We start from the raw sequence: 19,823 nt of genomic DNA on the forward strand, positions 1-19,823 counted from the left end.
TTGTCGCAGGGCCCATCCCCTTTCAGTACTTGAGCTCGGCCAGCACGAGGCGGAGTTCCTCGGGATCCACGGGCTTGACGAGATGGAGGTCGAAACTCGCCGCTTGGGTCCGTTGCCTCGCCGACTCCTGGCCCCAGCCGGTCAGTGCGATCAAGCGGATTTCCCCGAAGTCGGGCCGTTCTCGCAAGCGACTCGCCACCTCGTACCCGTCCATGCCGGGCATCCCCAGGTCGAGGAGGATGACTTCGGGGCGGAACTGCTCGCACAACTCGAGTGCGGTGGGGCCGTCGTGGGCGACCTTCACGTCTTGACCGTAGAGCCTCTGGAGCAGTTTCCCCAGGCTCGTCGCCGCGTCCACGTTGTCGTCCACCACGAGCACCCGACGTCGAGGCAACGGCCGGTCGGCCGTCGACTCATCTCGATCAGCCTCCGCGAGCGTCCCGGTTTCGACCTTCGCAACGGGCAAGCGGATGATGAACTCACTTCCGCACCCCGGCCCATCGCTCTTGACCGCGACCGAGCCCCCGTGTTTCTCGACCAGGGTTTTGACGAGGCTCAGCCCGATGCCGAGGCCGCCCTGGGCCCTGACCGAGCGATCCTCGACCTGGACGAACATGTCGAAGACCTTCGGTAGCATCGAGGCCTCGATCCCGATCCCCGTATCTTTGAGCTGGATGACGCAATCGTCCCCGTCCCTCCGGGCGGAGAGTTCGATTCGGCCTCCCGGCTCGGTGTATTTTGAGGCGTTGTTCAGCAGGTTCCCGAGGATTTGCTCGAGCCGAGTCGGATCCGCCTCGATCGGGATCGGGTCGAGGGGCAGGGCGACCTCCAGGGCGTGGTTGTGCTCGACGAGCCCCGGTCGGGCCGACTCGACGACCCGACGGATCACCGAGGCAACCTCGATGAGCTCCATGCGAAGCTCGATCTTGCCTCGGCTGATCCGGGCGATGTCCATGAGGTCGCCGACCAGTCGGGCGAGGTGGACGACTTGTCGCTCGGCCATCGCCCTCTCGGGTTCATACGGCTGGCCATTCGTCGCCGACTGGTCCCTTCCCATCAGGAATAAGGCATTGCGGATCGAGGCGAGCGGATTCCTCAACTCGTGCGCGAGCGTGGCGAGGAACTCGTCCTTGCGACGATCGGCTTCCTTCAAGGCGTCTTCCATCTCCATCCGATCGGTGATGTCGGTGTGGGTCCCGAACCAGCGCACCACTCGCTTCGACTCATCCCGCACGGGCAGTGCGCGGGAGAGATGCCAGCGCATCGTCCCGTCGTGTCGTCGCAGCGGAAAGGTATCCTCCCAGGGCTCCCCGGTGGCGATCGCGGCAAGGAAACCCGGGAGTACCCGTCCCAGCTCGACCGGGTCGTGGACCGACTGCCAGCCCCAACCTTCCATTCGGGCGAGAGGCTCTCCCGTGTATTCCAGCCAGCGCCGATTGAACCAGGAAATCGAGCCGTCCGGCCGGGCCATCCAGGCGAGTTGCGGGATCGAATCGGCGAGCGTGTGGAACTGCTCCTCGCTCAGCCTGAGGGCCTCCTCCGCCCGTTTCAGCCCGGTGATGTCGATCGCCATGCCGCCGACGAGCGGGGCCGCCCCTTCCTGGGGTGGGATGGGGAACTTGCTGACGACCGAGTGATGGAGAAACCCATCCTCATGTTCGAGAGTTTCGATCACCTGCACACCTTTCCGACTCGAAAGGGCTCGGCGATCGTTGGCCTTGAATTGGGCGGCGGTCTCGGCGGTGAAGACCTCGTCGTCGGTCTTGCCGTAGAGCTGCTCGCGGGCGCGTTTGAACGCCTTCTCCGCCGCGTCGTTGGCATAGATGTAGCGTCCCTCACCGTCCTTGATCCAGGCGAGCCCGGGGAGGTGCTGCATGAACCGGGCGAACCGCTCCTCGCTCGCCCGCAGCGATTCCTCGGCCTTCCTGCGCTCCGTGACGTCCCGGAAGATGATGACAACCCCGGTGATGTCCCCATGGTCATCCTGGATCGGCGCCGTGCAGTGCTCGATGGCGATCCGCCGCCCCCCCCTGCCGACGAGCTCGGTCTGGTCCATCGGTTGGACGATCCGCCCTTCGATGACCCGCATGACGGGCAACTCTGCCGTCCGATGCGTCACCTGGTCGACGGTGCGGAACACCTTAGACAGGGGGAGGCCCGTGGCATCGCTCGACGTCCAGCCGGTCATCTGTTCGGCGACGGGGTTCAGCGACGTCACATACCCTCGGGAATCCGTGACGATGATCCCCTCGGCGATGCTCTGGAGTGTGACCCTGAGACGATCGCCCTGGACCCGTTCCGCATCGAGCGCCTGCGTCGCCCGAGTTTCTCCCAGGATGGCCCGCTGCCGAGCAGCCCGCATCGCCCCTCCGAGCAATGCCACCACCGACCCCGTGAACAGGAACCGCCACGAATTGATCTCGGCCTCGACGCTCCAGTAGGGCAATCCCCCACGGACATCCGTGAACGTCGGGACGGCGACGAACGCGATGACCAGAGCCAGCAACGAAGGCCCGAGCCCCCCGTACCAGGCGACCACCACCAGGGCGATGAAGTAGGTACCTAACGGGAAGCGATCCCCCACGAGCGGAGTCAGGATCCACCGCAAAGCCGTGGCGACCAGGATCGCCAACACGGCTCCGCCGTAGCGCAGGAGAATCTCTCGAGTCCTCGCCATGATCGTGCCCAACCCCGCACCGCCGACCCGGTCGCCGGGCTGCCATCATGGGAGCCCTTTCCCCTACCATCTTAATCTCCCGACGATTTCTCGGGGACCGCAGACTTGACCCGCGTCACCCAGTTCCCGATTCCCTAACCCGAGGCGACCCGAAGCTCACGTGCAACATTCCCTCACGGCGGCTCACCGAGGAGAGACGTCGCCTTGCTGCGACTGTTCACCATCAACGTGACAACATTTCGCAAGCCCTGAGACCATAAATCATTACGAGCCGGATCCCGCCCCCGAGCCTCGCCTCTAAATTCTCTTCCTTTCACCGGCTTCGCGCAACGGGCGACGTCGGCGCCTCACACCACATCGTCGTACCTCGTTCTCAAAGGGAACGCGATTCCACGAGAAATCTTGGTGTCGCCATTCGACAATCATCGCCTTGGTCGCCGAGACTTCCAAGCAAGGGGGTGCAAGACGCGGTTCGTAATCTGGGGGATTACGCAGCTTTCGCCTTTTCCCTAGCCTTATAGCTACGAAATGGGCTGGCCGGACGTGTCTTCAGGTGGTGCTGCAGCCGGTTGTCTTCGGAGAGGACCGCCGCCCGAAGTTGGAGGATCGTCTCCGCTCCCGACTCTCCCCAGAACTTCTCCGAACCTTTCACCCGCCGGTTGAAGAGCTTCACCGTCGACTCGATGTGGCTGCTCGTCCAGGGCAAGCCTTCTTGACGATAGCGCGGGTAGCCCATGCGTGACTCGTTCCGCTCCAAATAACCGAGTTCCTGAGCCAGGACCTTCCGCGGGTCGTCCTCGGCCAACTCCTTCAACTCCTGGTCCGAGATCGCTCCCTGCCCATCGCGCAGGTCCCGGAGTTCACTCAGGACTCGGGCCGTCTGACCCTTCCAGATCGCTTCGGCCCAGGCTTGGAACAACGTCCAACGCTCCGAAACCCCTCCTACCGCCGCCTTGGCCGCCGCGAACACATGGCCCAGGACATGGAGGAAATCGACCACCGCTTGATAGGTCGGGAAGCACTCCTTCTTGAGTGTCCAGATCCAGGCCGATCCGTCTCCTATGAAGACACGGCCCGAGGCGTTGTCGAAGTTCCGCCGCCGGGCCTCGGCAGCGACCATCGGCCCGAACTCGTCGCTCGGGCTCATGCTGGCCACATACGTCCGTACCAACAGCTCCGGCCGCTTTCGCGCATCCGGTCGGCCCTCCGCCGGACATGGCGACGAGTCCGATGGGCCTTCGGGGGCCGCCGTGCTACTCAAGGGCCCTTCTCCGGCAATCCCGCTCAACAGCCTTTCGACGTATTCGCGATCCCGGAAGCACTCGGGCAACTCCGGCTCGGGGTCCGAAGCCGACACGGTCCTCGCGGCCGTGGCGAGCAACGCGAACTTATCTTCGCGCCATCCGGCCTCATGGGCGCCCGGACCCTCCCCCGTGCCACGGACCTGGAGCCGGCCGCCGTCGACTTCCACGATCGCCAGCGCAGGTCGCGTCGTCACGTCGCGCGGGAGCTCTCCTCGACGGAATTGCTCGACCTGCTGATCGCGTCGCGCCTCCAACTGGTGACCGACTTCATGGGCGATGCGCGCCAGCTGACGGCCGCAGAGCTTCACCTCGGCGAGTTCCTCGAGGACCACGGCCGCCTCTTGGAAGGAAGATCCCCGTGCGCCGGCCCGGACGGCCTTCTCTTGGACCGAGGGGCTATAGTGGTGGGAGTTCAGTCGCAACGTCGGCCGCTGAGGGAAAAAAATCCCGGCGGCAGGCCGGGCAATGGCACTTCGGTTCGCGATACTCGACCTCAGCCCCCCAGAAGACGATGGTTCGGGATTCGCGTCGGACGGGACAAGATCGCTGGCACTGGGGGCAGGACTGCTCGGGGCCGAGGGCGGCGGCCTTCTTCTCGAGGAGTTCCTCGATCGCGCTCTTGGCCACGGCGCAGGCGGCCGTCTTGGCGATTTGCTCGATCTCATCGGCGTCGAGGTCCAGGTCCGGGCCGATCTGCTCCTCGACGCGCCGCGCGACGACTTTCCCCCACCCCTCGGCCACCTTTCCGATCCCCGCTGCATCCATCAAAGACGACTTACGGAAAGGCATGGGAAATCCCTCCTTGGACTTGCGGAACGAAACGAATTGGAAAAGCTAGCTTGACATCCTACCTCATGAGGTAGTCCCTGCGAACCGCGTCTTGCACCCCAAGCAAGGCGAGGGAGGGATTGCCAGGACACCGCCATTCCGGTTATCTTATGGCGGGTCGAGTCCACCCAACCCGGGTGGGATCGTGAGACTCGAGGTTCCCAACCAACCTCGTCCTCCCGTAACTCCGACTGCCTTCTTGACTTCGGCGACGTTTGGAGAGGTGACCGAGAGGCCGAAGGTGCGGCACTGGAAAAGCCAGAAATCCACCCATTTTAACATTTTGAATCGACATAAACCCCCTCCCAGCAACGACTTAGAACCCATCAAAAAACTCCTCTCCCTCCGAATCCCGTAACAAATCGCCCCGAATCGTAACAAGTCCCAGTAACAAAATCTTGCCTCTCGGGCACCCCATTGGGTAGCATCGAGGGAGCGGCATTTTGCTACTCCGCTTGTTACTCCCCGAGGCACCATGGCCAAGCGCCTGGCGATGACCTGGGTCCCCTCCGGCCGCCGTTGGAGGAAGGTCCACGACGGCAAGGTCTACGTCGTCTCCTGCCGCCAACTCGGCGTCCCCGATACCAAGGATGCATCCTGGCGCGCGGCCAACGAGTGGTGGGAACAGCAGCAAAAGATCGCCGACATCCCGCCCGAGGACGACCGGCTCCGGCGTGCCGCCCGGATCGGCGCCCTCGTCCGCGACTTCTCCCAACTCGACGACGACGCCCGACGCGAGGCCGTCGAGGCGTTGCTCGGCGGCGGGTCCTATGACGGCCTCAAGGCGCAGGCCGACGCCATGCTATCGAGCATGGATTCGCCCTCCCCGGATCGCACGGTCGCCGTCCAGGTCGACCAATGGAAGACGCTCCTCCGCTCGGTCTGCCAATCGGGCCAAATCTCCGAGGGACGGTACGACGCCTATTGCCGCCGGATCCGGCCGTTCGCGGAATGGGTCGGCCCCGGTGCGTCGATCGACTCCATCGACGAGGCCAAGCTCGAAGGCTACTTCAACCGCCTCTCCGCCAAGGTCGAGGCCGGCGAATACGCCCCGAGTTCCGCGCACGAACTCCTGATGACCGCGAAGCAGTTCATCCGCCGCCTGGTCAAGATGAAGCTCATCGCCCTGCCCGGCAACATCGACGAACGCCGTTTCCGATTCAATCATTCCGCCGCCAGGACGATCGAGACGTTCTCCGTCGAGGAAGTCCATGCCATGCTCGCGGCCTGCGACGGCTTCAGCGAACGGACCAAGCTCTACCTGCTCCTGATGCTCAACTGCGGCATGTACCAGAACGACGTCGCCGAGCTCCGGCAAGATGAGGTCGATTGGACGCGGGGTCTGGTCCGTCGGGCGCGGAGCAAGACCCGCGAACGGAACGGCCCCGTCGTCACCTACCGCCTGTGGCCGGAGACTTTCGACCTGCTCAAAAAGTCCCGAGCGGAGGGCGAATTGGCCTTGCTCACCGATGACGGCAATCCATTGGTCAGGGAATGGCTGGAGGAGGGGAAATATCGGAAATACGACTCCATCCGATCGGCCTGGGAGCGTCTGGCCAAGAAGATGGGCCGCAAGAAGGGCCGGTTGGGCCTGAAGCACCTGCGGAAGACCAGTTCGACGATCCTCGGCGAGCACCCCCAGTACAAATTCTTCACCACGTATTTCCTCGCCGACTCACCCCGGGGGATGTCCGAGAAGCACTACACCAGGCCGAGCGACGTCGAATTCTTCGAGGCGCTCGACTGGCTGCGGGGCCGGTTCCTGACGGAAGACGGCCAGCCTCCGCCTGATCCCGTCCTCGATCAATAGCGAGAGGATGAGCCGGGAAACCTGCTCCCGGCTCAAGTCGAGGTAGGGTTCCGCAACCTCCTCGAAACCACGCATGCGATCCCTCCTCCCCTGCCGCCGCTCCCTCGGCGTATCCTCGCGTCGTGCTGTCCGGTCGATCTCCACTCGATCACGCCGACTTCGATCTCGTGAACGTCCCGAACCCGAGAGAGTCCGCCCATCGGCGGAACAGACCGGGACTTTCGGGCTCCTCCCGGCCGGCGACCGGGTTCGACGCCACGGCACCATCCTCCCAGTGGATGCCGCTCAAGATCCCGACGAAGGCGTCGGTCAGCATGTCGAGCGTTCGCTTTGGCATGTTCGGGATGCGGTCGCAGAAATATTCCACGAGGACGCGGAATCTCGACCTGCTCTCCTCACCGTCACATCGCACGTAGCCCTCTTTCAGCGCCTGATTGCAGAAGCCATGTCTCCATTCCTCGAGGGAAAGATCGTCTCGATCTCGCGGCATCGACCTGATGAAACTCATCACGGTCCCCGGCGTCACAGGCAGCCCCGCCTGGATCAGAATCGAAGAGACGTTCCGGGCCAGCGTCTCGCAGCCCTCCCTGAAGAAGGCGTAGCTGGGTCCGATAGATCGCCGGAAGACCACGGGGTCAGCGCCGTCCGTCTTCAACGTCGGGACGCTGATGGCGAACTGGGCCAGGCAGGAACCGCATTGCCCCAGTCGACCCTCCAGCGAAGGGTCGGCCTCGTATTGGCGGAGACAATGCGGGCAAGAGATCACGGCGGTCATGCCGCCGGAAGGTGTCGCGCTCATGGTTGCTCAATCTCCGTTTGTTTGGATCTAGTGCTCTGTCAAACTTCTGATTTAGGGTTGTACTCCTTGGTTCCTGCGGAATCGGCTGGCGTCCGATCGACCACTGCACCCTAATTTAGAAGCTTGACAGACCACTAGGACCGTTTGGGCTACGGCAGTCGTGGAGGTCGGTGTACGCATCGTGCTCGTCGCCTGAGTTTGACACTCCACCCCGGAGGTTCACGTCCGCACCGATTCCCGAGACGACCTCTGGGACTCGCTAGACTCGCGGTCCAGTGATCGAATCGCCAAGAGGCCGGAGGCCGCGAGGAGGGCGACCCCTCCACCGTCTCGACGCGATTGTCCCTCCCCCGGAGCACGTTCCAGACGAACATGGGCCTCAGTTCTCCGAGGGGCTGAACCGGGCGTCGTTCAGCTCCTGGGCCGACAGCCGCATGCTCTCGAGCACGATGATCAGGACTCTGCCAAACGCCTCGCTCTTGGGGAGCGACGGGTCGATCAGGTTGACGATACGGGCTGCGGCCGATGCGGCGATCGGGTAGTGGTGTTCCTCGAGATGCTGTGATTTCAATGTTGGCTCCTTGTGGTGGAAGACGATGAGGTGTTCAGTCTTTCGCCTCCGAGCCCGCCCCAGTCGCCTTGGCCCTGGCTTCCTCCTCGTCGGCCGCCTTGCGTCGCGCGGCGAGATCCGCTTTCTTCTTCGCTTCGAGACGCTCTCTAACACTCTCGCCATAGCTCTCCGCTTCCTTCCCACGAATTCTTATCATGCCTGAACCAGCAACATATGTAGAAAAATCTGTATCAAGCTCGATTGCCTTCCGCGGCTCCCATCCGTCTTTGATTCGGCCGGCAATGGCGTTTGCGTCAACGCCCTCTCCCCGGATGTCATCCTTAGCCCATTCGGCGATGGATTTGGTCTCGCCGAAGGCCGTCAGAAGCCGAGAGTACCGTTCCGCTTCCTTTCGCTTCTCCTCCAGTTCCTTCCGCTCCACCTCCGATTTCGCCGCATTCTCCTCGGCGAGCAAAGCGGACTCGTCCGGCATGTAAGATCGCGTCCAGCGTGGATGACGCCGGAGGATCCCGGCCATCTCCTTGCTGATCGTCGCGTTCCGCTGGCAAGCGGCACACTGCCGATGGTAGTAGGAATCATCGTCCGGGGACGTGACGAACCTGGATTGCCACCCGGTGGTCGTCTTGCTCATGTGGTCGACCTCGGAACCGACGCCCGACGCATGAAGGTCATCGAATGCCTTCGAGAGCTTCTCCATCGTCGACCTGTCCTTGGACGGATTGAGATCGACCGATTTCCTGTTCAGCTCGGCCACCTGTTTTTCCAACCTTGCGTTCAACTCCGCCACCTGCCGCTCGGCCTTGGCTCGCAGCTCGTCCGCGCCCGTCTTCTGATATTCGGCCTGCCGACGCTCCTGGTCGGCGACGGTGGCCTCGCGCCTGGCCTCGTCGATGTAGCCTTCGTATTGCTTCAGTTGCGACTGGAGCGTCTTGATCTGCTCGTTGTCCGACCCCGTGAGCGTGCGGAACACCTCCCTCACCACGACCTTCTCTACCGGCTTCTCCACGACCTTGGCGGGCATCAGCTTGTATCCCGCCGCGAACGAGGCGGGGCCGAGACACGCGACGACAGCGAGGAGGAGGACGGCCCGGGGTCTGGCCTTGATGCCTCCGGCCATCCTCCTCGCAAGATCCGGGGCTTTCGCGAGCAAAAGCTTGATCGGCCGGAGGAGCAGGCCAAGGACCACGAGGCCCCCGGCCGCGCCCGCGATGTGCCGCCAGTGGACGGCGACGGAATCCCAGCCAAACTGCTTGATGATGTCTTCCATTGCGAAGCTCCTTGATGGGTGAAGCGGCGTGGTATCAACGGTCGATCAGGACCGCGTCGCGAGCCGGATTCGTGGCGATAGCGAGAGGTGACGGTCGGACGGGCTTTTCGAGGCGCACGTAGTCGGCCCGGCGGAAGGCCAGCAGCCAGGCGACGACGGCGCCGTGGACGAACGTGACGAGGATGATCAGGAGCGAGAGGAATTCGATCATCGCGGTCCCCTTTTGTGGGTCAGATGCCGACTTTTCTCGCGAGGATCGACCCCGCCGCGAGGGAGAACGCCCCGAACGTGAGTTGCGTCCAGTGGTGGTGCAGGGACAGTATGAATGCAGACATGAGCATGAGAGAATTGCTCGGCTTTCGGAGCCAACGAAGGATCCACGCTCGCAAGGTCTTCACGATCGATCTCCTTGAACGCGAGGCGAAGAACGGACACTTCAATGGAGTTCCCTTTCACTTGAAGAAGGTTTCCAGAGCCTTCAGCCCGGCGGCCCGCTCGGCCCGTTCTTTGAGTTCCTCCTGCTCGGCCTTCACGCGAGCCTTGAGGGCCTCCTCACGCTCCTTGATTTCCTCCTCCAGCTCCGCCTTCTTCCTCGCCAATCGGTCGGAGGCCTCGTCCCTGACACCGCCCATCCCCTCTTTCACGATCCCGACACCCCTGTCGATTGTTCCCCTCACGTGATCCGGGAACTCGACCCTCGCGCCCATGATCCAGAGCGGGATCGACAGGACGATGGTGCCGGCGGCGATGAGGATGTTGAAGCCGAGCGCCCCGCTGATGAGTGAAATGATCACATGAGCCACCATATGGCTCCTCACCCTCTGCCCGAAGGTCAAGGGACGATGGGGGGCGGGGACACTCTCGGCGGTTTCCGCGACCGAAGGCGGCTTGGCACCGAACGCACGCCGGGCTAGGCTCAGCGTGATCGCACCCGCCGGGAAGAAGAACCCCGCCAGGGTCGCGGCATGACGGCGCACGACCGGCATCGCGGCCCTGGCGTGGTCAAGGACGGGTCGGCACGGGGCCAGTAGCCGCTCGGTATCTTCACCCGACCAGGCTTCGGCACGCCGCCTCGCCCGGACGATCCAGAGTTGCGCGGCGCTGCACGCGAAACAGATCATGAGGAAGAGGCCCGTGTATTCCCGCAGGAACGCGTCGGCGACCAGTGCGAGGATGATTGCGAAAATCCATTCATGTTTGCCGAGCCAACAATGGCTGATGCCAGGGTCGAGCGGAGGCTTGTGGCTTCGCCATTTCACGATCATCTGGACGAGGGTCCAGAAGATAAGGGCCCACCAGGACAAGGCGCAAGCCTTGAAAGTCGGGGCGGTTGGAGAAAGCGGGCAGGCACCCGGATAGATGACCAGCACGCCGAACCAGGTAGCCGGCCACGTCAGCGGGCCGCCGAATGTCCCGAGCTTCCAGGCGACGACCCGGTACACGCCACCGCAAGGCGTGAGAAGCAACAGCAAGGCATTGGCGACGGCGGCGATCAGGAGCTTTCGCATCGATCCTCCTTCAGTTGGTGTTAGGGATCGCTGGGGCGGGATGCCTAGATAGTCATCCCGCCCTGGGTTCTAACGGGTTGCCGGGAGCGTCAGCGCTCGATGCCCTGGCTCTGGTCCTGGGCCTGAACGTTGCCACGGGCCGCGGCGCGGTCGAGCATGTCGTTGTAGCCCATCTCGTCGCTCACGATCTGGGCCGTGGGATTGCCGCAAACCCCGGGCTCTTCGATTGGTCGGACGTTGCTGTCGGGAAAGGCGGCGAGGGCCTGAGTCAGCTCATGCCCACCGAGACGGCCCATCGCCGTGGCATGGCCGTCGCCCACGCGGAGGTTCTCCCATCCCTCCTTGAAGGCCTGGACCGCCCGTTGCACAATCCCCGGCTTCACCTCGGGTTCATTGACGCCGAGGTTGGGATACGCCTTGTCTGCCATGGACCGCTCCGATCATTGTTGATGTGAATGGGACAAAATCACTCAGCGGCGGCCGCGGAACATCCGCCCCATGTGCTCGTGATAAAGGGCCGCGTCTCGCATCTCTCGCATGCGACGGCTGAGCATCTGCCTGTCGAACGCCGCGACGAGGGCCATCGCCGCGGCCCCGAACAGGAAGAAGACGCTCAAGGCCTTCGAGTAAGACTCGATCCCCGCACCGGCCCCGGCGACCAGGAGCGGCTCGACGAACCTCCCTCTCGACGCGGTGTTGATGAAGGGGAGCTTCATCGCGACCACGGGGTCTCCGGTATAGGTCGAGATCTCGTCCCTCTCGGTGCACCAGATGCGGCGATAGATGATCATCAGTAGCCAGGCCCCCATGAACCAAGTCAGTTCCGGGGCCTCCGCGAAGCCGATCCAGACGAACATGAGCACCAGTGCGAACGGGCCGTACCACGCGAAGGCATGGGTCCCGAAGTGCGAATGCAGGAAGGGGTAGAAGCATGTCGACAACGTCATGCACAGCGGATAGAAGATGTCGATCGCCTCGCTCGGCTTCATCCACATCGACTCGGGTTCTTTCTCTCTCGACATCAGCGTCTCCTTGTGGGCTGGCGGAACGCGGCGCGGTGCCACGCCTCGCCCGAGGAAAAGGGTTGTCCGCTCCTGATCACGATGGCCTCCGCGATCCAGTCGGGAGGCCCACCGGTCGCAAGACCGGTGGAGAAGGCGTTCGATTGCAAGATGGGCTGGTATTGGGACGAGAAGGAGCTATTGAATCCGCTCCTACCGCACATCTCCTCCCCGGCGCTCCGGCTCGGATCTTCCGATCCCCCGGTCATGGTCTCCTGGCGCTGGCCGAGCAACGCCACGCCAAGCTCTGCCGTCTTGGCATCGCCCACCGCATGGAAGATTTTATATAAATAATTCGACAAAAGTGAATTCGATGGATTTTCGCCCATCGCCTCGTACATCCCGTGGACCGACTGAGTGAGAGCGACGAGGCTCCCACGATGACTCCGGCACTCGGCCAGGTAAGCCGCGTCGTAGCTATTGGCCACCTTCTGATATTCATCTGTCCATACGACAATCACTCGGTCGTCACCGCCGGCCTTCCGCCGGAGGATCCGGCGCTCGACGGCATACTTCCAGGCGACGTTGACGAAGGTGGCCGTGGCGTCCCCGGCGACGATCGGCATGTTGATGAGGATTGACCGGCCCTCATCCAGGATCGCCGGGGTGATGTTCGTCTCGCCCGCGATGAGCTCGCGTACTATTCCGGTGTTCAGTACGTGGAGCAGGCCCAGGACTCCGGCCTCGATCGAAGTTCGTGTACGATCGTTTAGTGTCGGTATCTCCTCCGTCCAGTAGAGGCGAGCCAGCTCGAAGTCGTGTTTGGCAAGCGCCGTTTTCTCGCAATGGCAGGCTCGCATGAGCACTTCATTGTGGAAGCTCGCCTTCCACTTGTCATCCTTCAGGTCTGCGGGGGAACGCGCCGCCCCGGTGATGAACCGCTGGAGGTCCCACGGGTCGACGCGGCCGGTGGCTTGCTTGAGCGCCTCGATCGCGTTGTGGAGCATGCGACGGTTCGCCTCCCTCCAGAATGGGTCTCGATGCGAATCGCCGTCACCCCGGCCCAGCCCCTCGGCCAGGGTCAATAAACATTGGGTGATATCTCGAGTCTGCCCTCCTTCCTTCAGCTCCGCGTCGAGCACGTTGAAGCAGAGGCCGCCTCCGGGCTCGACCACCACGAGCTCTCGCTTGGCGGCGGCGAAAATCCCCCCCCAGAACTCCTTGTCCTCGATCTTCGAGGCCAGGATGAGCATCGAAGTGGAAGGGTTGCGCGCGATGGCGCTCCCGATCCCGAAACCGGCACCCGTCGTCTTGCCGGAACCTGTACCTCCGAACACTATAGCATTGCGTGTAAGATCCCGTAACGTGTAGGAATCTTGCTCCGTCCACTTGAATAACACCTGCTCGAGCACATCCCGGGCGCCGGGCCTCCTCTTCACGCCCAGCGACCCTAGCTTTCCGAACAGCCGGAACACGGAGAAAGCGACCAGGGCGACGACGAAGCTGGCGGTCAGGGCCTGGCCGTCGAACCGCTGGCCGAACGAGTAGCACATGGCGGCGTGAAACACGCCCCAGAGGCCGAGCAGACGTCGCATAGGCTCCTCACTTGTTCGGGAAGGTTTTTTGGTCGGCGGGTCGTCCGGCGCGCAGCCCGGCCCAACGCCTGACCGAGGTCAACCGGCGAAGGTCAGGACGTGCCGGGTCCGTCACCGGGATCCGGCGCACCCTACGTCGAGATGGTCGGCCGCGAACGACGCGGCGTCAGCTCGCCTCGGCCATGTCCTTCATGGCCTTGGCGAAGGTCCTGGGCGATATGCCACGCTTCTTCGCGTCCCGCAGGGCACGGAGGGCCTGGACAAGCAGGCCTTCCGCACTGTCGAGGTCCATCTCCTCGCCGGGCATGCTGGCCAAAGTGACGGTGCCGTGAACGCTGATATCGCCCTCTTCGACCGCCAGGCGAATCGGGAGCCGCGCGACCTTGTCCGGAGGGGTTTCACCCGGATCCCGAGGCGGCTTCGGCACCTTGCCGCCGGCGAGGCGTTTCGTGAGGCCGACGAGCTGGTCCTCCTGAGAGAGGCGAGCCAGGTCGGCGCAGTCGGCGAGGCCGATCTTCCCGGCCTTCAAGGCTTCTTGGACCGCCAAGACGCACTTCGAGGGGGAAAGCCCTCGGCTGACCGTCCCTTCGTTGACGTGGAGTTTCTCGGCGATGTCTCGTTGCTTCAGGGACGGATAGGCCGCCACAATGTTTTCGAGGGTTCGCCACTGCTCAGCGCCGCTGAGCCCCTTCCGGTGGTAGGCGGTTGCCCAGCCCGCTTCGAGCAATTCAGCGTCGGAGAGGTCAGCGTCGGTTTGAAAGCCGTCGACTTCCGTCTCGCCGAGAAGCAGCAACCCGTCGAGCCTGCGATGGCCATCGACCACGGTGAAATCGGATCGCCAGATGATTGGATGGATGGGACGGGAGAGCCACGAGCGGGCGAGGGACGTCAGAACATCCTCGGGTTCGAGGCCGTCGCGGATGGAGTTGCGGCGGAGGGAGGAGATGGGGGCGCGGACGTGCTTTCCGGTCATGGTCATTGCGAAAATCTCCTGCGATAAGACAATGGTAATTTTGCGACTTACGCATCGAGCTGCTCGCTCGTCCTTTCTGCTCCTTGCACCCATTGAATCGCCGACCTGACGAGCCCGTACTTGCTGATTTCAACGAAGTTGGACCCGTTGATCGGGCAACGATGCTCCCAGATGTCTCTGCCCGTAATAGGGGTCTTGCGTCCGGAGGACACGTAGCCGAGAGTCCTGAGACGTTTGGTCGCCACCGCATCGCCTGCGAGTGTCACAGACCTGGGCTTCATCTCATCTTTCTTCAGGAGCGGGCAAATCGAGGCGGTCTGTGACAGCATAGTCCGCACTTGCAAATAGGCCCGAGCGGACTTCCCGCGAGCCTTCATGATCTCGGGATCCTCACAAGCTTGGTTCACATGAAGCCAGAGACTATGTTTCGGAAGGTCATCCCGCCCGGCCTCGATTTCCTCGGCCCGGCCCTCGAGGAATCGCATATAAAACTGTTCCGTGATAGGAACGATACAGGTCATGCCGATTCGCCGCGGTCCGTCTCTCCCGGGGGCGACGGTGAATAGCACCGAATACTCGTTGACCTCCCAGCATCGCCTGAAGTACGCTGTATATTCGGCGAGATCCCGATTCATACTCTTCGTAGAGTAATCAAGTGCTTCGGCTTTGGTCTTGCGCTTGCCATCCATGACACCGTGGTAATGCATCGCCATCTCAGCAGCCGCCCTGAGGTCATCCTCATCCTTGCACAAAGCGTCTTCCGAGATGACGAATTCCTTTGTCATCTCGTTAATCACCCAGGGCCATCCCTTTTCCCATACATTTTCGCGCGGCGGAGGCATGCTCGCAGATCTTCTCGTGGGGGGTTCGCCTTCGGCAGAAACCTCCGTCAGCTTGTACGACCCCAATTTCAGAACATGATTTAAATAATAAATCAAATATTCGATCATGTCCGCCGGCACATTCTCGCCCTCCTTCATTGGTTTCCACTTTTGTTTGCTGAAGAACTGGTTCTGCGTCCTCCCCCAGTCGCGGAACGCGTCCCTATCGATCACATCCAGATCGACCTTGCTCAGGAAATCATCCGTGAGAGATCGGTACTTCACCTTCACCGGTTCCATCGCATAGTTCTCCCGGCACAGGTTACGGCCAAATCAGTTCCTGGACACGATAGCGGCGGAACAATCAGCCCGCCATGGTTTCCGCCTCAGGGTTCGTACGCGCGCGTACCGCCCACACACTAAACGCTTGACAGCCATCCGAATCCGTGCCACCGCTCTCCCCAACCAAGGAGGGTTCATGGCACGCCGCAAATCCAAATCAGACTTCACCGCAACCCTTCAAGAACCCGTTCCCATCGCGTCCGCCCTCGAGGAGGTCATCGAGAAGGCTGGACTCACGACCGCCGATCAGCTTGAGCACCCCGCCCCATCGCTCGAGCAAGCCGCCAAACGACTCGGCGTATGGGCCCATCCCGATCCCGAGCCCGAGCTCGTCCTGCCCGAGCCTTCCTTCGTCGAACGCCTGACCCAGCCAAGCGGCCTGCGACCCACGCCCAAAGGCTTCCGCGGCATGGAGGGTCACTACTCGGCGGGTATCCGCCTCACCCGATCGGACGACAAGAACGTGGTGGGCATCCAGTTCAGCGACGAACATAAGCCTTCCCGTGATGGGCTGAACCCCGAGACCGAGCGGATGAGGGAGCGCGGGTTCCTCTACGTGCCGATGCGAACCCAATGGGAACGGGTCGATCGGGAGCAGCCGGCGGCGAACTATCAGGACGCGAAAGAGTTGGTTTTCGCGCTGGTGCAGGACCGACTCGAAGGGCCTGACGAGGGTAGAGGGCGATGATCGAGACGCCATTGGATTGCGTAGGGATTGCGCCGCGCAAGGCGGATGTCGGCAAGCATGATTTCCGTTTTCACCAGCCAAAGTGCCATGAAGCCGATTACCTGGCCAAGTTGTCCAGAACGGTGGCCGGGCCGAGCGATTTGACCACGGCTGAGGAAGAACTCGCGGAAGTCACGCGCGAGAGAGACATCCTCGTCGCCAAGCTCACCGAGGTCGCCAATGGGATCGATACTCGCCCTGGACGGGTGATCGCACGGGAGTTGCTGGCGAAATTGAAACCCGAAAACCTCCGCACGGCCTCGAATGCTTGCCCACCTCACCGTCCGTAACGGACGCCTCGCCTGGTCCGGATACACGGCTTCAGGTGATCCCGCCCATTCGTTCGCGGCCATCATCGACGTGGGGAGAGACTTCATCATCACGAGCGAGGGCAACCTCTACCTCACAGGGCCGGGGCCGCATCAGTTCGAGGATTTCTCGCCAGCGGGGTTGGTACTGGCGGCTCGGTCAGGGATGTTCGGCTTCAGGATCCTCGAGGAAAAAGAGTTAGCCTCCAGGTGCGCAGACCGATCCGATCACGAGAGGCAGCGGCTGGGTCGCCGGGGGCGCATTGCCGAGGATCAGAGGGGGCGAGCGTGATTCCTTATCATGGTCTACCCATCACGCCGGCCTCTGCGGCTACACGAGCCATCGCCGGAGGTCACGCCTTCGTCTCGTTCCGCTATCCCGAGCAGCTCGGACTGGCCATCGAGGTCGCCCAGAGCTTCGCCGTCGACAACGGGGCGTTTTCAGCCTGGAAGAGCGGAGAGCCCGTCGAAGATTGGCAATCCTACTACGACTGGCTCGCGGGCATCCGGCGTGTCCCGAACTTTGACTTCGCCGTTATTCCCGACGTAATCGAGGGCTCCGAGGCCGAGAACGACGCGCTCATCGAGGAATGGCCGTGGGGACACGCGGGCGCCCCAGTCTGGCACCTTCACGAATCTCTTGGCCGGTTGGAACGGCTGTCCTATGAGTGGCCGCGAATCTGCCTCGGAAGCTCCAGCCAGTTCGCCCAGATCGGCACGCGGGCCTGGTGGAATCGCTTGGCGCAGGCGATGAACGTCGTCTGCGACCTGAACGGCCTGCCCGTTTGCAAGCTCCACGGACTCAGGATGCTCGACCCGAAGGTCTTCACACGGTTCCCGTTCGCCTCAGCGGATTCCACGAACATCGCCCAGAACATCGGGATCGACGCGAAATGGAGGGGGACCTACACGCCCCCGAGCAAGGAATGCCGGGCCCAGGTCATGCGAGAGAGGATCGAGTCGCACCAGGCCGCAGCGAGGTGGGATCGGGCGGCGCATCCGGTGCAGGTGGAGTTGGATTGGGTTGCGTAGACAGTCGCAGACCGCTCCATCAAGGTCGGTCCGCCAGCTTCCTCCGTGAGTACACTCCGTGCAGCCGGCTCCTCTCTCTTGACTCCGCTCAATCCAGATTCGGCCTTTAGGCCGCGAATGGCCGGCTGCGCCGCCATCGCCGCCTCGTTCGATTCTGGAGAATCCGATGCGACACCGAAAAGAACGCCAGCTCCTGCTCTTCGAGATCACCTATCGCAAGTCGAAGCCCAACCGCCTTCCCGGGATCAACGAGACGCAAGCCGCGGAGATCATCGCCAAAGAATGGAGGATGCTCAACGGATCACTCGTTCCCGAGGATCAGGCGTCCTACTGGGCCTCGCAGTTCTTCCGCTGCATGCGGTTCGAACCGATACCGATCTGGATGCCACCGAAGCCAAAAAAGCGACCGGAACGACCGACGGCAGAGCGATTGCGTCGTTTCATTGGGTTGGAGACGGATTGGGTGCGAGCGACGGAATAGATCAATCCTCCAACGCCTTCTTCAGGTACGCATCGTCTTTCTCCACGTGAGAGTAGATTTTCGAAATCATCGAGCCGTCCGCGTGTCCCATGAGGGCTGCCAAGACCAGATGACCGTGCCCCTGCTTGAGCTTCCTGGTGGCCCACCCATGGCGCAGGGAGTAACAGAAGAGCCGCTTGCCAAGCTTATGTGAGAGCCGGTGGAACCTGTTACAAATGGCATACTTCGTCCACGGTTGACCCCGGCTATTCAAGAACAACTTCCCTGCCCTGCCCTCTCCCATCAGCCTAGTGACGGATTCCAGTGAGACGCCTTGCAGGTAGATGACCCGCTTGGCCCGCTTGCCCTTCGACTCCTCGGCCGGGAACACGATGCGCTCCGAGTCGAGCTGGACGTGCCTCGGCTCGATGTGCCTGGCCTCCTGCGGCCGGCATCCCGTGAGCCAGACGAAGAGGAAGAAGTCGCGGAACGGGTCGCCTTCGCGTAGCTCGGCCAGGATCGTTTGGAAATCCTCCGGCGTCATGAACACCTCGCGACGCTTCGCTGGCGGCTTCTTGATCTTCTTGACAGGATTGGCCGAAACATACCCGAGCTCTTCGGCCCAGTTGAACGCCCGCTGGACGGCGACGATCGCACCGCGCCGATAGTTGTCGCCCCAGGTTTCATGCGAGTCGACCCACTCGACGATGTGGTAGGGCTTCAGATCCATCGCATGCATCTCGGCCTGGTCGCCCAGGTGGTCGAGAAAACCATGCAAATGACCCCCGTACCACTCGCACGTCCTCGGCGACCGGTGCTTGCGGTTCCAGTCGAGAAACTTGTGGAGAATGGCGCTGACAGTGGGTTCCATGAGGGTAGCTTGCGCGCGCTTTGAAAGTTTGCGCAAGCAGAAAATGCATCACTGAAAATAATGCTTGCAATGTACGCCAAAACGCTCTACAGCTTACTCATTAACGAGCGAATGCAGGGAATACGATATGACCCCAATCGAAAGATTACAGAAACAGATCGACGACGTTGGTGGAATAAGGAGGGCCGCCGCCCAGTTGGGGATCAGCCCCAGTTATCTGTCAGACCTGATGAATGGTAAGCGGGGTGTGTCCGTTGCCTTGGCTGAGCGCGCGGAGGAAAAAATGGGGATCAAGGCCCTCGACCTCTTGAAATGGCAGGCTGCCGAGGATTGGCGGCTCTATCAGGAGCGGAAAAGAAAGCAAAACGAAAGGCAATGGAGCAAATAATGATCTTCAAAAACCAAAACGGCTATCACACTTTTGCTGAGTTTCATTGCGATACAGTAATTGTCGAGGCCGCGATGACAAAGATTCAGGAAGGGGTCATCGCAATCGATCAGCATTACGCAAATGTCGATCCTGAGCAACATGCAAAGCTTTTGGCGATGGCAAGCACATTAATGACAATGTTGGAGGACGAATAACATGAAAGCAGCCCACGCAATATCGATGGCAATTATTTGGATTGCAAGTGCAGTCGGCGCGGTTCTCTTGAAGGAGCCGAACATCTTCTGGGCGCCGGCCGTTGCAACGCTCGCATGGTTGGATCGGCCATGGGACAAGCAGAAGGAAGATTAACCGCGAAAGAATCCAGTACACAAGGGTAACGAGGAAGAGAGGTGATATGGGAACGGACATACATGCAGCCTATGTTCCGCACATCCGCCCTTCATTTTCTCTGAATTTCTTTCGCCTGTACTCGCGATCGGTGCACTCAACGAAGACTCGCCGTGCCAGCCTTCGGCGGGCGCTGTCCCTATGGACCGTG

At 62.0% G+C, this 19,823-nt stretch carries 23 protein-coding genes; 8 read left to right on the top strand and 15 right to left on the bottom strand.

Features of this window, described 5'->3' with window-relative positions; genetic code table 11:
- Positions 1-22: 22 nt before the first annotated feature.
- The 3 genes from ACYOEI_RS26385 to ACYOEI_RS26395 all read right to left on the bottom strand — a co-directional run bounded on the left by ACYOEI_RS26385 (position 23) and on the right by ACYOEI_RS26395 (position 4,770).
- Positions 23-2,677 carry a hybrid sensor histidine kinase/response regulator gene (locus tag ACYOEI_RS26385; protein ID WP_462852624.1) on the bottom strand — a complete coding sequence of 885 codons (2,655 nt, stop codon included), beginning with the start codon at positions 2,675-2,677 and terminating at the stop codon, positions 23-25.
- A gap of 487 nt (positions 2,678-3,164) precedes the next feature.
- Positions 3,165-4,403 carry a LysR family transcriptional regulator gene (locus ACYOEI_RS26390; protein WP_462852625.1) on the bottom strand — a complete coding sequence of 413 codons (1,239 nt, stop codon included), beginning with the start codon at positions 4,401-4,403 and terminating at the stop codon, positions 3,165-3,167.
- Positions 4,378-4,770 carry a hypothetical protein gene (locus ACYOEI_RS26395; RefSeq protein ID WP_462852626.1) on the bottom strand — a complete coding sequence of 131 codons (393 nt, stop codon included), beginning with the start codon at positions 4,768-4,770 and terminating at the stop codon, positions 4,378-4,380. The genes ACYOEI_RS26390 and ACYOEI_RS26395 overlap by 26 nt, the downstream gene beginning before the upstream one ends.
- A 514-nt stretch (positions 4,771-5,284) precedes the next feature.
- On the opposite strand from ACYOEI_RS26395, the gene ACYOEI_RS26400 reads away from it, so the two are divergent.
- Complete coding sequence (locus tag ACYOEI_RS26400) at positions 5,285-6,619, top strand: tyrosine-type recombinase/integrase (RefSeq protein ID WP_462852627.1); 1,335 nt, start codon at positions 5,285-5,287, stop codon at positions 6,617-6,619.
- Between the two features lie 148 nt (positions 6,620-6,767).
- Here the strand turns inward: ACYOEI_RS26400 and ACYOEI_RS26405 are convergent, their stop codons facing one another.
- The 11 genes from ACYOEI_RS26405 to ACYOEI_RS26455 form a co-directional block, all read right to left on the bottom strand.
- On the bottom strand, positions 6,768-7,418 hold the full coding sequence (locus ACYOEI_RS26405; RefSeq protein ID WP_462852628.1) for a hypothetical protein: 651 nt from the start codon (positions 7,416-7,418) through the stop codon (positions 6,768-6,770).
- A gap of 379 nt (positions 7,419-7,797) precedes the next feature.
- The gene (locus tag ACYOEI_RS26410) at positions 7,798-7,989 is read right to left on the bottom strand and encodes a hypothetical protein (protein ID WP_462852629.1); all 192 of its coding nucleotides are present in this window, start codon (positions 7,987-7,989) and stop codon (positions 7,798-7,800) included.
- 34 nt (positions 7,990-8,023) lie between these two features.
- Positions 8,024-9,139, bottom strand: a complete 1,116-nt coding sequence (locus tag ACYOEI_RS26415; protein ID WP_462852630.1) for a hypothetical protein — start codon at positions 9,137-9,139, stop codon at positions 8,024-8,026.
- Between the two features lie 151 nt (positions 9,140-9,290).
- Positions 9,291-9,467, bottom strand: a complete 177-nt coding sequence (locus tag ACYOEI_RS26420) for a hypothetical protein (RefSeq protein ID WP_462852631.1) — start codon at positions 9,465-9,467, stop codon at positions 9,291-9,293.
- A gap of 19 nt (positions 9,468-9,486) precedes the next feature.
- Complete coding sequence (locus ACYOEI_RS26425; protein ID WP_462852632.1) at positions 9,487-9,654, bottom strand: hypothetical protein; 168 nt, start codon at positions 9,652-9,654, stop codon at positions 9,487-9,489.
- A 54-nt stretch (positions 9,655-9,708) separates the two neighbouring features.
- Entirely contained in the window at positions 9,709-10,764 is a 1,056-nt protein-coding gene (locus ACYOEI_RS26430; protein ID WP_462852633.1) for a hypothetical protein, read from the bottom strand.
- A gap of 89 nt (positions 10,765-10,853) precedes the next feature.
- Complete coding sequence (locus ACYOEI_RS26435) at positions 10,854-11,192, bottom strand: hypothetical protein (protein WP_462852634.1); 339 nt, start codon at positions 11,190-11,192, stop codon at positions 10,854-10,856.
- Between the two features lie 42 nt (positions 11,193-11,234).
- Positions 11,235-11,786, bottom strand: coding sequence for a hypothetical protein (locus ACYOEI_RS26440; RefSeq protein ID WP_462852635.1), 552 nt, complete (start codon positions 11,784-11,786; stop codon positions 11,235-11,237).
- Complete coding sequence (locus ACYOEI_RS26445; protein ID WP_462852636.1) at positions 11,786-13,360, bottom strand: type IV secretory system conjugative DNA transfer family protein; 1,575 nt, start codon at positions 13,358-13,360, stop codon at positions 11,786-11,788. Before ACYOEI_RS26445 ends, ACYOEI_RS26440 begins: the two co-directional genes overlap by 1 nt.
- 166 nt (positions 13,361-13,526) lie before the next feature.
- Entirely contained in the window at positions 13,527-14,339 is an 813-nt protein-coding gene (locus tag ACYOEI_RS26450; RefSeq protein ID WP_462852637.1) for a hypothetical protein, read from the bottom strand.
- Between the two features lie 41 nt (positions 14,340-14,380).
- Positions 14,381-15,454 carry a hypothetical protein gene (locus tag ACYOEI_RS26455; protein ID WP_462852638.1) on the bottom strand — a complete coding sequence of 358 codons (1,074 nt, stop codon included), beginning with the start codon at positions 15,452-15,454 and terminating at the stop codon, positions 14,381-14,383.
- A gap of 178 nt (positions 15,455-15,632) precedes the next feature.
- Between ACYOEI_RS26455 and ACYOEI_RS26460 the strand changes: the two genes are divergently transcribed.
- From ACYOEI_RS26460 to ACYOEI_RS26475, 4 genes are all read left to right on the top strand, one after another.
- Complete coding sequence (locus tag ACYOEI_RS26460; RefSeq protein WP_462852639.1) at positions 15,633-16,184, top strand: hypothetical protein; 552 nt, start codon at positions 15,633-15,635, stop codon at positions 16,182-16,184.
- Entirely contained in the window at positions 16,181-16,513 is a 333-nt protein-coding gene (locus ACYOEI_RS26465) for a hypothetical protein (RefSeq protein ID WP_462852640.1), read from the top strand. Before ACYOEI_RS26460 ends, ACYOEI_RS26465 begins: the two co-directional genes overlap by 4 nt.
- 306 nt (positions 16,514-16,819) lie before the next feature.
- Positions 16,820-17,563 (top strand): hypothetical protein, encoded by a 744-nt coding sequence (locus ACYOEI_RS26470; RefSeq protein WP_462852641.1) that lies wholly within the window; start codon positions 16,820-16,822, stop codon positions 17,561-17,563.
- A 166-nt stretch (positions 17,564-17,729) separates the two neighbouring features.
- Positions 17,730-18,044, top strand: a complete 315-nt coding sequence (locus ACYOEI_RS26475; RefSeq protein WP_462852642.1) for a hypothetical protein — start codon at positions 17,730-17,732, stop codon at positions 18,042-18,044.
- A gap of 1 nt (position 18,045) precedes the next feature.
- Here the strand turns inward: ACYOEI_RS26475 and ACYOEI_RS26480 are convergent, their stop codons facing one another.
- Positions 18,046-18,894 (bottom strand): tyrosine-type recombinase/integrase, encoded by an 849-nt coding sequence (locus tag ACYOEI_RS26480; protein ID WP_462852643.1) that lies wholly within the window; start codon positions 18,892-18,894, stop codon positions 18,046-18,048.
- A gap of 127 nt (positions 18,895-19,021) precedes the next feature.
- Here ACYOEI_RS26480 and ACYOEI_RS26485 point away from each other — a divergent pair, with 127 nt between their 5' ends.
- The 3 genes from ACYOEI_RS26485 to ACYOEI_RS26495 are packed head-to-tail and all read left to right on the top strand — an operon-like array spanning position 19,022 to position 19,633.
- On the top strand, positions 19,022-19,282 hold the full coding sequence (locus tag ACYOEI_RS26485; RefSeq protein ID WP_462852644.1) for a helix-turn-helix transcriptional regulator: 261 nt from the start codon (positions 19,022-19,024) through the stop codon (positions 19,280-19,282).
- On the top strand, positions 19,282-19,479 hold the full coding sequence (locus tag ACYOEI_RS26490) for a hypothetical protein (protein WP_462852645.1): 198 nt from the start codon (positions 19,282-19,284) through the stop codon (positions 19,477-19,479). The genes ACYOEI_RS26485 and ACYOEI_RS26490 overlap by 1 nt, the downstream gene beginning before the upstream one ends.
- Position 19,480: 1 nt before the next feature.
- Complete coding sequence (locus tag ACYOEI_RS26495) at positions 19,481-19,633, top strand: hypothetical protein (RefSeq protein ID WP_462852646.1); 153 nt, start codon at positions 19,481-19,483, stop codon at positions 19,631-19,633.
- Positions 19,634-19,823 lie beyond the last annotated feature (190 nt).

It is taken from the genome of Singulisphaera rosea (assembly GCF_054877945.1).